Below are 15,280 nucleotides of genomic sequence, written 5' to 3'. Positions count from 1 at the left end.
AATTTATGCCTCCGCCTTAACGCCGTTTAGGGGCTTCTTCTTTTGATCAAGAAACACAAATAGCTTTTCAGCTGGTTTGACTAACATCAATGCCAATGCACCACTGAACAGAACAACAAGCGCCTGTACGACCTGAATCATCTCACGGTCGATATTAGGGTAATCAAAAGATAGCTCCGCACCACCTTGATAAAGTACACCAAACAGTAAGCTTGCTAAGATAATACCTATCGGATGACTGCGACCAATCAAGCAAACGGCAATACCGGTAAAGCCGTAACCGGCAACAAAATCAAGTTTTAGCTGCTGACTGTACCCCTGAACTTCATTCAAGCCCATCATGCCAGATAGCGCACCAGAGATAAGCATCACGACGATGATTAACTTCTTGTAGTTGATTCCGCCATATTCTGCGGCACTTGGACTCGCGCCCATTGCTCGAATGGCATAGCCCCAGCGAGTACGCCACAGCAGTGCCCAAACTAATACACAACAGATAAGTGCAATAAAGAAGCTTAAGTTCATTGGTGACTGTGAGAATGAGATCCCAAACCACTGGGTCATCTCATGAAACATCGGTAAGCCAGCGCTATCTTCAAATACTCGAGATACCGGTGCCATCTGCCCCTCAAGTTTAAGCACGTTTACCAGTAGGTAAACCATCAACGCCGAGGCGATAAAGTTAAACATGATGGTGGTGATCACGATATGGCTACCGCGATACGCCTGTAGATAGGCTGGGATCAGCGCAAAAAGCGCACCAAATAACATACTTGCAAGCATAGTGATTGGCAGCAGGGCCCAGAAAGGCAAGGTACTATCCAGTGCTAAACAGGCAAGTCCCACACCTAAGCCACCCATATAGGCTTGACCTTCACCACCAATATTAAATAGGCCTGCAGAGAACGCGACCGCAACGGCTAAACCGGTAAAGATAAAGTTAGTTGCATAATAAAGCGTGTAACCAATACCCTCTTGGTAACCCAAGGCGCCGCGTACCATTACGCCAGCAGCTTCTATCGGGTTCACATCAACCGCAATAAAGATGCCAGCCGCAAAGGCAAAAGCAAACATGATATTAATCAAAGGCAAAACAATAATATTTACCCATGATGGGATTTTAGAGTCATTCATACCTGACCTCCATTATCCGAAGCCAGCTCATCAGGCAGTATATTTGCCATCATCATTCCTAAAGTTTTCTCATCAGCCTTGCTGGCATCAATCTCACCAACCACATGGCCGTCAAACATCACGATGATCCTATCCGCAAGCGACATCACTTCATCGAGCTCAACAGAAACCAGTAATATCCCCTTACCCTGCTCTCTTAACTCGATAATACGTTTGTGAATAAACTCAATCGCACCGATATCGACACCACGGGTAGGCTGACCGATAAGCAAGATATCAGGATCTTGATCCACTTCACGGGCAATAATTAGCTTCTGCTGGTTACCACCAGAAAACAGTGAGCTTCGCAGCTTAGGATCGCGGGGTCTAACATCCCACTCCTCCATCAAACGGTTACACTCAGAGGTGATGTACTTAGGTTTATTAAGAAGCGCGCCGTTATACTGAGCCTGGTTTTGATGACCCAGTATCGATGACTCTTCTGCCGAGAACGACTTGATTAGCCCCATGGCCAGTCTATCCTCTGGAATGTGACCAACCTTAAGTTGACGCATATCGTCGGCGCAGCTTGGGTTTTCAGCATCGATAACCCTACCTGCGATTTTAATTGAACCACGTGTCGGTGTGATAAGCCCAGCAAGTGCACTTAATAACTGTGATTGACCATTACCAGAGACACCCGCAACACCGACGATTTCACCGGCTCTAATCTCAATCGACACCTCTTTAAGACGGTCGACGCCCATACTATCGGTATAGGTTAGGTTATGTGTTGAAAGCAGTACATCTGTTGGGTTAGCATCGCTTTTTTCAGCTTGAAGGCGAACCTTACGGCCAACCATTAGCTCAGCGAGCTCCTCTTTATTGGTTTTGCTAGTCTCTCTATGAGCAACCATTGCGCCTTGGCGCATAACTGACACATTATCAGTGGCCGAAAGGATCTCTTTTAGCTTATGGGTGATCAATAAGATAGTGACGCCTTGAGCACGCAAAGCATCAAAAATATGGAATAGGTGCTGGGTTTCTTGAGGAGTCAGTACGCCAGTTGGCTCATCGAGAATGAGGATTTTTGCACCGCGATAAAGCGCCTTTAAGATCTCGACTCGCTGCTGTAGTCCTACTGAAAGATCTTCAATTAGGCTATCAAGTGGCACATCGAGTTGGTACTCTTTGGCTAGACGTTCAAGCTCCTGTCGTGCCTTCTTTAGACTAGGTTTAAGTAAACCGCCCTCTTCAGCACCTAATATGACATTCTCAAGCACGGTAAAATTGTCAACCAACATAAAGTGCTGATGAACCATGCCGACGCCATAGCTAATGGCTTCTTTTGAATTAGCAAGCTTGCGCTCAATGCCATCAATCAGTATCTCACCTTTATCAGCGGTGTAGAAACCATAAATGATATTCATCAAGGTGGATTTGCCTGCGCCATTCTCACCGATAATGCCGTGAATGGTGCCAGCAGGAATTTTTAAGCAGATCTCTTTGTTCGCGTGAACAGCACCGAATTTTTTGTCGATACCACGAAGCTCAAGTGCTGTGGGACGGTCATCGGATTTTTCTTTTGAGTGTATGGACATGGTCATAATTCTCTCAAATGTCCTAATAGGTATTGATGAATAAGCATTGATCAAAAAGTGATTTGGAAATTAAACTCTTAAAAATTGCCACTTTACAAAAAGCTCCCTAGTCAAAAAACTAGAGAGCTTCATCTAACTTAGTACGGCTTAGTATTTACAGCTGTTGTCTTTCATATAGTCATGAACAACGATATCGCCCGCGATGATCTTTTTAGTAATATCGACCATTTTAGCTTCCATCTCAGGAGTCACAAGTTCACGGTTATACTCATCAATTGCCCAGTTAACGCCATTTTCTTTAAGGCCACGGCTATCGATACCGGCAACAAATTTACCTTGTTCAGCATCTTTAAATACTTCAAATGTTGCAACACCAACCAGCTTAACCATAGAGGTTAGCATTACACCTGGGTGTATGTAGTTTTGGTTTGAATCAACACCAATTGCGTACTTGCCTTCATCTTTAGCAGCTTGATAAACACCAACACCAGTACCACCAGCAGCAGCGAAGATCACGTCAGCGCCTTTAGTGAACTGACTCTTAGAAAGCTCTGCACCACGTGCAGGATCATTCCATGCAGCAATAGTAGAACCAGTCATGTTTTGGAAAACTTCAGCATCTTGACTGATGAACTTCGCGCCCTGCTCGTAACCACAAGCAAACTTACGAATTAGAGGAATATCCATGCCGCCAACAAAACCAATCTTGTTAGTTTCAGATTTCATCGCTGCAAGTGCACCGACAAGGAATGAACCTTCGTGCTCTTTAAAGACCAGTGATTTAACATTTGGAAGGTCAACGACTGAATCGATAATAACGAATTCAGTTTCAGGGTATTTCTTAGCCACTTTTTCAAGTGCTGAGCCATACATAAAACCAACAACAACGATTGGGCTAAAGCCACGACGTGCTAAACGTTCAAGACCCTGCTCACGCTGCGCATCATTTGAAGGTACGAATTCACGCACTTCAACATCTGAGCTTTCGTTAAACTTCAATACACCATTTTGATAAACGGCTTGGTTGAAAGATTTATCGAACTTACCAGTTGTATCAAAAGCAACAGCAGGCTTAAAATCTGCAGCTGTAGCAGCAAACGAACACATTGCTAGAGTAACTGCGGCAGCAGTTGCGCTCAGGATTTTCATCATTCTCGTCCTTTATTAGGTGTAGGTATTATTTTTGGTATTATCGACAGCTCTAAGCAGTTAAAACCCCGAGCTCGAAGCCATCATTTAAGATCAAGAATCCAGAGCTTACAGCAGCACTGAATATGATTACTAGTGCCACATTGCACGCAAATTAACGATAATTAAACAAGTCGTCACTTGTACTTTTAGTACAAATAACGGCTCAATCATGCTTCAAATCACTGTTTTAATCACACCAAACCGAGACGAGACGGCCCTACTTTAATCTCAACAGCATTATCCCACCAATAGAACGACCAACCCAAAACAAGCGCAACTTTACCAATAACATACAAGCACTTATGCTCACGCACAAAAACCAACCAGCAAACAGCCGCAGCACTGTCTTATATTTAGGATAAACCTCGGCATGAATTAAAATTACTAAACTTAAAGTTAAAGTAAGCTTATTTGGCCGCCTGAAGCGAATATCGGTAATTTAGCAACCAAAAAAACATCAGCAAAATCAATATTAAAAATTTAATTATTTTTACTATTTTTCCATTTGTTTGAGCTGCATCAGTATTTGAAGTATCACATCACAGGCTAACGGTAGTGGCACAATGAATTTGACCACGAGTAAACTCACTCACTTTGTAGCAGCTTGCGTATTTCGGCGATGGGGATCACCCACTCGGCTGAACCTGTAAATAATTAGCTGTACATTTGATGCAATCAGGCAACGTTTGATAAAGATCGCCTAACGGCTAAAATGGAATATCTGATGTGCATGGGCTAATTTTTTAACTGAATTTTTTAACTTAAGCCACCCATGTTAAATCAACAAGATACTACAGTTTCCCAGCCTTAGGTCCCAAGGCGCACTAAGCTATCGGCTCATATTCTTATGGGGGGCTTGTTAAAGATGGCAAAACACGAGCTGGTAATGGTTTAAGCGGTAGAGTGATGGATTTTAGGCAGCAAAAATTGGCTCATCGATTAACTCTATGAACAGAGGTGATTGTTTGAATGAATTATTTAGCTTGCCTGAAGGTACTGGCAACAATGTGAAAAATGCCGTCGACGCTTTTCTAGATGTTCACAATAATGAGTTAGCTCTTGTAAAGTCCCTACAGGCCCATGAAACAGCTTACCAAATTCTGAAGTAACCTTTATCCAGTTATCACTCGGAATATTGAGCCTATTCAGTATCTTTTCGGCATTAGCTGAAATTGCCCCACGCTTGTCATCACGAATGACTCGCCCCGTTTCATCAACAAGCGTTAAGTAATCCTGAAGCGAGAAATTAAAGCCTTTTGATTGCTGCTTTTTCTCGTTGCCAATAAAGGGCAATAGCTTAGCGGGTTGCTTGCCTTTTAGCGCTGCTTTCACTCTCAGCTGTAAACTGGTGTAGTCTGACTTTTCAGGCGTCTTGGCTATCTTAGCTCTGATGGGATTAAGTTCGACATAAGCCATACAGGCCAGCACTGCAGCTTCATCAAGTAGCGCTTGTGACTTAAAGCGCCCTTCCCAAAAATGACCAGTGCAATTGTCCTCATAATTAGCTTGCCTTGCTATCGGCTCATTGAGACAGCGCATAAACCAACTGATATCACTTAGGCGCGAACGGTAAGTAGCAATGAGGTGTTTTAATGTTGCTACCATGCACTCTTCAACCACGTCACCTTTAGTAAACTTTTGCGTTAAATCCGTACCGTTAAATAGCTTATGCCACTGTTCAACAACCTCTCTATCTGACCAACTATTTACCGTTTCTAAGTCAATGTAAAGCACTACATGCAGATGATTACTCATCACTGCATAGGCGGCTACATCAATCGCAAACACCTCCGTTAATTTCAGTATTTGCGCTTCGACCCAGCCACGGCGATGATCATAGTTCTTGCCAGTGTGCTCATCGTCACCACACAAATAGGCGCGCCGAACTACACGGCTACAACAATGATAATAGGGCGTATCTTCAAGGCTAATTAAGGTACTTCTTGCGCGGGGCATAACAACCTCCTACTTCAGCAATACCTAAAGTTTAGTAAGAGATCTCAAAACACTCCATTAAGGATGGGTGTCTAAGAATCATCTTTTGCTCCCCATCGAAGTTGCCGAAATGCGTTGGAAACTCTTTATAAACCAGAGTCGCGTGATGCCGACATGGATGTCGGCGTAGCTTTCGCGGGGCAGGCCGTTCTTTGGCATCCATGCCATCACGGCATTTGTGAATCCATTCACATCAGATGCCCCATCGGAAGCGTTAGTGATTTATCCATAAGATAGGAGGGAGACAACTTCGTAGGGGCGGCTCGGACTCTTTATAAAAGAAATGGTCAAGAGGGGGAAGCTGTTGTCCCCCTCTTGCCCGAGTGTGAGCTGGAAGCTCACGATGTTGGTCAGGCGTAGCCTGATGCATTAGCAATGTGGAGCAAAGCGCCACGACCCTTATCAAACGAAGTTTGATTGCATTAAACGCTAAGCAACTAAACGCCAAAGTAGCAGATACAAAAAAGCCTCCATCTATAAGATGAAGGCTTTTGCTTCTTAATCGAAGGCTGAAACTTAACTCAAATCTCAACCCCGACTAACACTTCCAAGATTAATCTAAAGAAGACTAGTTCTTCTTAGAGTACTCAGCTGCATTCTCACCAGCCATTCTACCGAAGGTGACGATATCAGAGATAGCGTTACCACCTAAACGGTTAGCACCGTGAACACCACCAGTTACTTCACCCGCGCCATATAGACCTGGGATAACTTGCTGCTTCGCGTTCATGATTTCAGCTTTAGAGTCAATCTTCACGCCGCCCATAGTGTGGTGAACACCAGGAGTCACTTCGATTGCATAGTAGTTACCTTCGTTAAGGGCACGAGGTAGGTTAGGACGACCGAAGTCTGCGTCCTTACCGCTCTTAACAAAGCTGTTGTAGCGTGCAACGGCTTCAGTAAGGGCTTTACCATCAATCTCTTCCATCTCGCCCAGCTTAATTAGCGAGTCAGCGCTTGGAGCAACACCTAGACCGATATACTTATCAATCTTACTCAGAGACTTACGTACTGAGTCATCGAAGATTAGGAACGCAGACTTACCTGTTTGGTTCAGAATCGCTGCAGAAGCCTTATCACGTGTAGTGATTTCGTTGACGAAGCGCTTACCTTCACGGTTAACTAAAATTGCACCGTTACCACGAACCGCTTCAGTTACCATCACACCACCTTTAACAGATAGCGTTGGGTGAGCTTGAATGTACTGTAGGTCTGTCATCGCAGCACCTGCATTACCTGCTACATCGATACCGTCACCTGTTGCACCGGGTTGGTTAGTTGAGATGAAGCCTTTTAGCTTAGGATCAAGCTTAGCGACACGATCGTTGTTCTTAGCAAAACCACCTGTTGCTAGGATAACTGCGTCAGCTTTAATCCAGTAGTAACCCTTGTACATACCTTTAACGAGCAGACCCTTAACGTTGCCTTTATCGTCTTTAAGGATTTCAATACCACGGGTGTTCATGCGCATATCAACGTCACGCTTAACCGCGTTATCGTATAGTACTTGGATTACGTGAGCACCCACACCTGCACCACCGGTTGGACGGTGTGAACGGTTAGCTGAAGCGCCACCCATACGACCTACGTCATTTAAATCTGCGCCCATGGCAGTCAACCAATCAACTGAACCTTTAGAGTGTGAAGTCAATACTTCAACTAGCTCTGGCTCATTTAGGTCACGACCACCTTTCATGGTGTCTTTGTACATAGACTCAACGCTGTCTTTGATGCCTTTTGCTTTTTGCTGATCGGTCCAAGCGGCGTTCATGCCACCCGCAGCAAGCTTAGCGTTACCACCAATGAGTGGCTCTTTTTCAATAAGAATAACGCTAGCGCCGTGATCGTGTGCAGATACTGCTGCAGAGAAACCTGCACCACCTGAACCTACAACGACAACATCAACGGTGTCACGCGGTGCTTCAGCAAGCGCCGCTTGACGATCTTCAGTGTCTTTTAATAGCTCATCGATGCTTGGCTCGTGACGTTCCCACTTCTTAGTGTAAGGCATGTCAAAGTCGAAGCTATGGCAAGAGTCACAGTAGACCATAGATTTTTCGTGAGCGCTGTGACAAGAAGTACAAGCCACTTCGCCAGGGAAATGAGAGTCATGGGCATTGTAGTGCTCATGTTTTGTTTCTTCAGCAACTTCAGCGAGTGTGCCGTGACAAGCTACACATTGTGCGTTCTCGTAGGTTAAGCTATCGTTTGAAAGCTCACCGTCTGGCATGTGGCAGCTATCACACTCTTGGTTTTCACCGTGGAACTCTGCCAAGTTATCAGCAGCAATGGCGTTAGACATAAAGCCTGCTGAGCCTAGAAGTGTTGCGATACACACTGCTTTTTTAAAGTTTTTCATCTCATTTCCTCGCCTTTTTATTGCTGCAATCAGCAGCGCAAAAAGCTATCACGTTATATACGACAGTCATAAATGCTGTCTTAAATACTCAATTCGAGGTAATTGTCTGCCTATTGAGATAAGTCAGCAACTGCATCTGCTCAATAGCGATGGAAACTGAACACTCGATCACAGCTTGTAAAAGCTATCATGCAAACATGCATAACCTTCTAGGCAGTTATGCAAAAATGCATAAGCTGACGTTAACAAGATCACAAACGGGCCAATTCAAAACCCGAGTATTCAAAAGCTGAGCCTTCAAAGTATGACTATTCTAGAAATAAGAAAAACCGGTTAAACCAAGAACTCAGTCGTTTTCAAAGCCTATTTATCTTGATTTAAAATCGAGAAATCCCGCACAGTTATCTTGTATAAGCTCATGCTAAGATTCCGTTATGAAAACATTTGTTAACTTAGTTTGCAGCTTTTGTACGCTTTGTGCCGTTGCATTAGCGGGGCTATCGCTGCCGGTATACGCAGACGAATCCTATGAAAGCCAAAGTATCGTCTTTGGCGTTCACTCAAAGACCGCCCCTCTAGAGTGGCGCAATAATGGTGTCGACCAAGGCTTTAACCTTGAGTTGATGGACCGCATCGGCCAGCTCATGGGCAAGCGCATCATCATTCGCCGTAAGAGCTTTCAGCAACTTTTAAAAGACGTGCACGACCGTGATTCTCTCATTGATGTCATTGCCGTAGTCAGCCCGATTACTGTCGATAGAGAGCTGAGTCAATCAGATCCTATTTACGCCACCCACGCCAAAGCCTATACCCTACAAGGTAAGTCCTTTATCAACGGCTGGAGCGATCTGGAAGGTAAACGCGTCGCCATCAAGAAAGGCGCCTTTGTCGATGTGTACATTTCAGGAAAAAAGCAGGATTTTACCCGTGTCGATGTCGATCTCTATGAAACGGGTTTTCAAAAGCTAATAAAAGGTGAAGTCGATGTGGTCATCGCAGAGAACTTTGTTGCTAGGCGTCTGATGCCACTGTACCCCTCTGTCCGTAGCTCTAGCGATCCTCTTATTTACGGCGCATTTAACTTTGTCAGCAACGAGAAGAATGCTGAGATGATGGCGCAGATCAATGACGCGCTCAGACAACTTAAGCTTTCGGGGGAATACGACCGTCTCGTCAATAAGTGGTTTGGTACCGGCCGTGAAAAAGTCGATCTCAACTCTGCTCAAAAAAGAATGTTGTCACTCGCTATCTTTGTTAGCTTGCTGTCGGCCGTCGGTATGCTATTAACGGGTTTTATCAGCCTCAGCCTACGTAAGCGCTCTAAGGCGCTTAAAATAGAGCTAGCCCAGCGTAAGAAAGCAGAATTGGCAATATCTAGCCTTTCTAAGCAGTTCCAATCCGTGCTCGACGGTATTCCCCATGGTGTGACCCTGTTTAACCAAGACGGTGAATGCCTGTGGAGTAATGATAATAATAACGACCTGCTGACTGATCCACTGTTTCACTATATTGATGGCGAAAGCTTTAACTTGAGCCATGCGCTATCGGATGTACTAGTTGAGCAGAAATCGCAAACTGCGGATATGCAGATCAATGACCAATATTGGCAGTTGCAGCTACACCCTATTAGCAAACAGCAGGTGGTGATTCTGTTAGAGGAAGCCACCGAGCAACACAGGCTGCGTCAAGCCAACGATGAAGCTAGCCGCCTCGCATCACTCGGTGAGCTCTCGGCCGGCATTGCCCACGAAATTAATAATCCAACCGGGATTATCGTTCACTCTATCGCCTTTATTAACGATGCGCTTAGAGATCTATCTGAGGCCAGTAATCATTACCAGAAGCAGAATCCCTTCTGGAGTGTTGCCGGACTCGCACCGGATCTTGCTATGAGTGAGCTCGAGTTAAGCAGTCAGTCTATTCATGAAGGGGCTGAGCGTATTAGTCGTATCGTTAACGACCTCAAGCGCTATGCATTGCCGACCTTAGCCGACGAATATCAGCCTATTAGTCTTAATGAAGTGGTCGCGGTATCACTGCGCCTTACAGCCAACCAGACTAAGATTTTCAATGTCACTACCGATCTGCTCACTCCCTCTCCTATCGTGATGGGGGATGCGCAACAACTACACCAAGTGCTGATTAATCTTATTCAAAATGCCTGTCATGCCATAAGACAGGACGCTGAGTGTTATGAATGCGGTAATCACATCGACATCAAGACCTGTGTCGAAGATAAACATATCTGCTTAATTGTCAGCGATAAAGGTGTGGGTATGGATAGAGCAACATTACAAAGAATTACCGAGCCATTCTTTACCACCCGTCGCTCAAGTGGCGGAACAGGCTTGGGTTTATCGGTCTGTAGCCGCATCATAAAAGAACATAAAGCCGACATGCAGATCACCTCCCGCCTTGGCGAAGGAACGGTGATTAAAATACGCTTTCCGTTGGAGTATTAATTCCTGAAATATTTACCAGCACAGCACTAATATACAGTACGGCACCGAATTAAAACCTGAGAAGCTCTGAACTGAACAGATATTTAATAGGATTGGTATCACCATGAAACTTGCTAGAAACATTCTCCTAGTTGATGACGAAGCCTCTTGGCTACGAACCCTGTCTATCACCCTTAACCGATTGGTGCCTGAAGCCAAAATTGATACCTGTGTCGATAGCCGTCAGGTGATGAGTCGGCTGCAGACGGGTGATTATGCCTTGGTGCTGCTGGATCTGACCATGCCGTTTCACTCCGGTGAAGATCTGCTAGAGATGATCCGTAGCGAGTTTCCTAAGACCCGTGTACTGATAGTCACAGGCGTAAACGAGGTCGACACCGCGGTGCGTTGCATTAAAAACGGTGCCTATGATTACTTTATCAAAACCGATAAGGTCGACGACCTTGCCCGCACCGTGCGCCGTGCACTTGAAGTGGTAGGCCTTGAACGTAACTATCTGCGCATCAAAGAGAGCTTTTTAAGCCGTACCTTAAGCCGCCCAGAGGTATTTAATAATATCCTCACCTGCGAGCCCGCACTGCTAGATCAGTTTCGTTATCTGGAGGCGGTGGCCTTAAGCCCAGAGCCTATCCTTATTCAAGGTGAAAGCGGTACCGGCAAAGATGAGTTTGCCAAGTCTTGCCATCAGCTTATCTGCGCCGACGCCCCCTTTGTTAACGTAAATTTAGCAGGGATCGGCACCTCGGCATTCGAGCTACAGCTATTTGGCCAACTCCACACAGGCGAAGACGGTCAGATCAGCGCGCAAGCCGGGGTGCTGCATCAGGTGCAGTCAGGACTGCTGTATCTAAATGAAATTGGCGACTTGCCCATTGAAGCCCAAGCTAAGCTTGTGGATGTGATTGAGCATAAGCAGTACTACCCTATCGGCAGTGACAGAGCCTATCCGGTACTGTGTAAGATCATCACCTCGACTCAGCACGACTTATTAGCCCTTAACCAAGCGGGTAAATTTAGAAGCGATCTGCTCTATCGCCTGCGTTCTCACACCATCAAACTACCACCACTGCGGCAACGTAAACTGGATCTGTCGATGCTGATTAATCACTTTATCAGTTTGGCGGCCAAGGAGATGGGACTGTCAGAGCCACAGCAACCCGCCTCCCTTGCCCAGCAACTCAGTGAATATGATTTCCCCGGTAATCTACACGAGCTTAAGGGGATGGTGTTTGACGCCGTTAGCCGCAGTGACGGTATTGCACTGAATATCACTCCCTTTATGGAAGCGATTAATCTCAGCAAGTCGAGTCATGCAACACAAAGCGATCAGATACTCTTCCCCAAAAACCTACCGACATTGGCGCAGATGAGTGACGCCCTCATTCAAGAAGCGATGAACCGCACTGCTAATAGCCAAACCGCAGCGGCGCAGATGCTAGGTATAAGCCAGAGTGCTTTGAGCCGGCGCATCACTAAAGAAAAATAACCAAAGATAAGAAACTAAAGAAAAGAAACAAGAAGCAGAAAACAAAAATGCCAGCAAGTTGCTGGCATTTTTTATCTTTAATAATAGAGGGCTCTACAGCGGATTATACTTGAGCCTGCGCTGCGACTAACTTAGCGTCGCCGCTCTTTTCTGTTTCATCAACAATAGTCAGTACTGCAGTGTCACCCACGACGTTACAAGAAGTCAGCACCATATCGATTAAGCGGTCTAGGGCTGCCACAATTGCGAACGCTTCGATAGGTAGCCCCATCTGATGGATAAGCACACCAATCATCACCATGCCGCCGCCAGGTACGCCACCAGCGCCGACTGACAGTAAGAAAATACTAAATAACAATGCGGGTAGCTGCTCCATCGGAATTGGCGCGCCAAATGCGTTAGCCACAAAGAAGATAGCGATAGTGATATAAATCGATACGCCGCCCATGTTCATGGTCGCGCCGAGCGGTACGCCAAAGCCTGCAACAGAGCGATTAACACCGAGCTTCTCGGTTAGGGTGCGCATAGTCACTGGAATGGTCGCATTTGAGCTAGCAGTCGACAGTGAAAACAAAATTTGCTCACGAGTCTTAGCGCGAAACTCTTTTGCCGATATAGGAGTAAATAGACTAACGGCGAATGGGTAGACCACAAAAATCCACAGTAATAATAGGCTTAAGATCAGCGCTAGGTATTCAACCACGCTGCCAAATATCGCCGCCTCTAGTGTCGCACCAAGCTTTAGCATCAGTGCAAATACACCGATTGGCGCTAGCTGCATCACTACACTTATCAGCTTCATCATGATCTTGTTTGCCACTTGGAAGCCGTTTACCGCGCTTTGCGCCGCCTCACCAAGAGATTTAATCACGCCACCGAGTAACAGTGCCATAAAGATAACTTGTAGCATGTTACCCGAGCCAAATGCGGTAATCGGGTTGCTCGGTACGATACTCACAATCAAATCGACAAGATTAGGTAGCTCCGTTGCGACGATATCGACACCGCCACCGCTAGACATATCAACGCCCTTACCAGGAGCGAGCAATAACGCCACGCCCAATGCCGCGAAGATCGCCACTAAGGTGTTGATGATGTAAAAGCCGAATGTTTTACCGCCTAGGCGGCCGAAGCTGTTGAGATCTTTAAGCTCACTCACGCCGCAAACGATACTAACAAAAACTAAAGGTACCACTAACATCATGATCATATTAACGAACATGGTGCCTGCGCCTGAGGCTAAGTCAACGATAGTGCCAGAGAAAAAACTAATGTCTGCGAGGAAGTATTGAATGATAGAGCCAAAAATTAGCCCTGAAAATAGACCGATAAAGATCCGAGTCGAAAGTGATTTTTTCATTTGCTTGCCTTATTGGGACATGTCTTAGCGCATGCCTTCTATTGCCTTCAATTTTGATGAGTTATAGGTTTTCATCTCTTTGTGTCGAGGATAGTGAAACATGCTGGCAAAAATTTCAATCTAAAAGGGACAAATAGTTTTGAAACAGCTTAGTAACGCCGACAAAAACAATGGCGCAAGCATCTGTTTTTATTAGAATTAAAACCTAAACCCACAAAGCAGCATTAGGCATAACTTTTACAACAGCAACATTTTCATATCATTTTAAGCACGAAAACTTAAAAACTACACAGTCAATTGCACTAGGCGTAACTGGTGCAACAGTTGATTCGTCTACAAGCCACACTGCAAAAAGTGATAACCGTTACGCACAAGCCAATACACCGATTAATGCTCATAAAAAAAGCACCTTTAAAAGGTGCTTTTTTTGTATCATTTACAGACCCCATCGCCATAAGTTAAAGCCTGTTAGCCCACGCTAAACACAGGTTATTACGCCAACCACAGCTCCACATCTTTGATGATAAAGTTACCACTATAGACTGGGTCAGGCTCACCGATATGCTCAAGCTCGAAGTAACTACGATGCTCTTCAGGCAGTCCCTCATAGCCGCAGATCACCTGATACAACCATGACTCTCGATCCCAAGCGAGCTGATGCTCATCGAGGTAATCCAGCGCCGACTGACTCTTACCCGAGTCGATGACCGCGCAGAAATAACCATCAACCGCCAGCTTGAGCGGGTTATCCGGAATATCGAAATCTTCCACTTGGGTTAGGTCTACAGAGACATCATGCTCACGCTGACTGCTCACCTCATTTAAGCGGTCGATGCGCTTAATGTTAGAGACTACCTCAAACAGCTCAGACTCCAGGCTATGGTTATGCACGTCCACGGCAGCCGGAGCCAGAAGGCGCTCGGCGATATTAAATAGCGCCGGCAGTTGCTTGTGACTGACATGGTCCGCAGGACGATAGTCTGGATGCAGGTCGGTATAGAGCAACCAACCTTTTAGTAATCGAGTACGGCCACGAATTTGGCGGAAACGTCCCAATAGTTCTAGCAAACGCGCCTGCACTACACTCAGCTCCTGAGTACAATCACTCAAGGTCTCTTGCAAGGTCGTCACCAGCAGCTTTCTTAACTCGCGAATATCACCGGCTATCTCACCGAGTTCGCTAAACTGAAACATCTCAAGACCGTTTAGCAGCTCTGTCACCTGACTCTGAGCCAACTCGTTCTCACGAATTTTGGCATTGATACTGCCCACATAACCAAACTCGTTGTTGATACGGCTCCACAGCACACGAATCGAGTAACGCAGTCCATCGGCGAAGCTATAAACATGCTCGCTCAAGTCGGCAAGATAAGCCTCTGAGGCACTGAAATCCACATTATGGCGCGCCTCTTTATAGTGGTCGGCCAAGGTCTTGATGGTCGCAAGTGATGAGCCCACATTAGAATCGATTTGACGGTTACGCTCATCGCTTAAGGCTTCCTCAAGCAGGGCCCGCACCGAGCGCTTAAGACGTAGCTCCTGCTCAGGCTCTGGTCGCCACAGGATATCGCTTTTCTGTAGCTTATCGATGGCTGCAGCGTTGCTCTCATCGACCGATACTGAGCCCGACAGATAAACGTCCATCACCAACTCTGCATGGCGTCCAAGCTGTTTTAGCAGCTTAACACCAGCTTGGTGTAAGTTACTGCTCAT

General features: G+C 45.8%; 9 protein-coding genes. 2 read left to right on the top strand and 7 right to left on the bottom strand.

What is annotated here, in order from left to right; genetic code table 11:
• Nucleotides 1-3: 3 nt before the first annotated feature.
• The 5 genes from SHAL_RS03995 to SHAL_RS03975 form a co-directional block, all read right to left on the bottom strand.
• Nucleotides 4-1,134, bottom strand: a complete 1,131-nt coding sequence (locus SHAL_RS03995; protein WP_012275909.1) for an ABC transporter permease — start codon at nucleotides 1,132-1,134, stop codon at nucleotides 4-6.
• Nucleotides 1,131-2,720: an ABC transporter ATP-binding protein gene (locus SHAL_RS03990; RefSeq protein WP_012275908.1), complete on the bottom strand. Its 1,590-nt coding sequence runs from the start codon at nucleotides 2,718-2,720 to the stop codon at nucleotides 1,131-1,133. Before SHAL_RS03990 ends, SHAL_RS03995 begins: the two co-directional genes overlap by 4 nt.
• Nucleotides 2,721-2,861: 141 nt before the next feature.
• The gene (locus SHAL_RS03985) at nucleotides 2,862-3,866 is read right to left on the bottom strand and encodes a BMP family lipoprotein (protein WP_012275907.1); all 1,005 of its coding nucleotides are present in this window, start codon (nucleotides 3,864-3,866) and stop codon (nucleotides 2,862-2,864) included.
• Between the two features lie 1,017 nt (nucleotides 3,867-4,883).
• Nucleotides 4,884-5,861, bottom strand: a complete 978-nt coding sequence (locus SHAL_RS03980) for a hypothetical protein (RefSeq protein ID WP_012275906.1) — start codon at nucleotides 5,859-5,861, stop codon at nucleotides 4,884-4,886.
• A gap of 607 nt (nucleotides 5,862-6,468) precedes the next feature.
• Nucleotides 6,469-8,259: a flavocytochrome c gene (locus tag SHAL_RS03975; protein ID WP_012275905.1), complete on the bottom strand. Its 1,791-nt coding sequence runs from the start codon at nucleotides 8,257-8,259 to the stop codon at nucleotides 6,469-6,471.
• Nucleotides 8,260-8,693: 434 nt separating this feature from the next.
• Here SHAL_RS03975 and SHAL_RS03970 point away from each other — a divergent pair, with 434 nt between their 5' ends.
• Together SHAL_RS03970 and SHAL_RS03965 are read left to right on the top strand one after the other, a co-directional pair.
• A complete protein-coding gene (locus SHAL_RS03970) occupies nucleotides 8,694-10,721 on the top strand; it encodes an ATP-binding protein (protein WP_012275904.1) in 2,028 nt (675 codons plus the stop codon).
• A 103-nt stretch (nucleotides 10,722-10,824) separates the two neighbouring features.
• Nucleotides 10,825-12,207 (top strand): sigma-54-dependent transcriptional regulator, encoded by a 1,383-nt coding sequence (locus tag SHAL_RS03965; protein ID WP_012275903.1) that lies wholly within the window; start codon nucleotides 10,825-10,827, stop codon nucleotides 12,205-12,207.
• Nucleotides 12,208-12,310: 103 nt separating this feature from the next.
• On the opposite strand, the gene SHAL_RS03960 is transcribed toward SHAL_RS03965, so the two are convergent.
• Nucleotides 12,311-13,567, bottom strand: coding sequence for a dicarboxylate/amino acid:cation symporter (locus SHAL_RS03960; protein WP_012275902.1), 1,257 nt, complete (start codon nucleotides 13,565-13,567; stop codon nucleotides 12,311-12,313).
• Nucleotides 13,568-14,059: 492 nt separating this feature from the next.
• Complete coding sequence (locus tag SHAL_RS03955; RefSeq protein WP_012275901.1) at nucleotides 14,060-15,280, bottom strand: hypothetical protein; 1,221 nt, start codon at nucleotides 15,278-15,280, stop codon at nucleotides 14,060-14,062.

Source organism: Shewanella halifaxensis HAW-EB4 (genome assembly GCF_000019185.1).
GTDB lineage: Bacteria > Pseudomonadota > Gammaproteobacteria > Enterobacterales > Shewanellaceae > Shewanella > Shewanella halifaxensis.
The sequence above is the reverse complement of the archived record's forward strand: the minus strand, read 5'-3'. Positions and strand labels throughout refer to the sequence as shown.

Bases quoted from the DNA above. Each gene is read 5' to 3' on its own strand.
- SHAL_RS03995 (WP_012275909.1), bottom strand. From the start codon at position 1,134: ATGAATGACTCTAAAATCCCATCATGGGTAAATATTATTGTTTTGCCT.
- SHAL_RS03990 (WP_012275908.1), bottom strand. From the start codon at position 2,720: ATGACCATGTCCATACACTCAAAAGAAAAATCCGATGACCGTCCCACA.
- SHAL_RS03985 (WP_012275907.1), bottom strand. From the start codon at position 3,866: ATGATGAAAATCCTGAGCGCAACTGCTGCCGCAGTTACTCTAGCAATG.
- SHAL_RS03980 (WP_012275906.1), bottom strand. From the start codon at position 5,861: ATGCCCCGCGCAAGAAGTACCTTAATTAGCCTTGAAGATACGCCCTAT.
- SHAL_RS03975 (WP_012275905.1), bottom strand. From the start codon at position 8,259: ATGAAAAACTTTAAAAAAGCAGTGTGTATCGCAACACTTCTAGGCTCA.
- SHAL_RS03970 (WP_012275904.1), top strand. From the start codon at position 8,694: ATGAAAACATTTGTTAACTTAGTTTGCAGCTTTTGTACGCTTTGTGCC.
- SHAL_RS03965 (WP_012275903.1), top strand. From the start codon at position 10,825: ATGAAACTTGCTAGAAACATTCTCCTAGTTGATGACGAAGCCTCTTGG.
- SHAL_RS03960 (WP_012275902.1), bottom strand. From the start codon at position 13,567: ATGAAAAAATCACTTTCGACTCGGATCTTTATCGGTCTATTTTCAGGG.
- SHAL_RS03955 (WP_012275901.1), bottom strand. From the start codon at position 15,280: ATGAGCAGTAACTTACACCAAGCTGGTGTTAAGCTGCTAAAACAGCTT.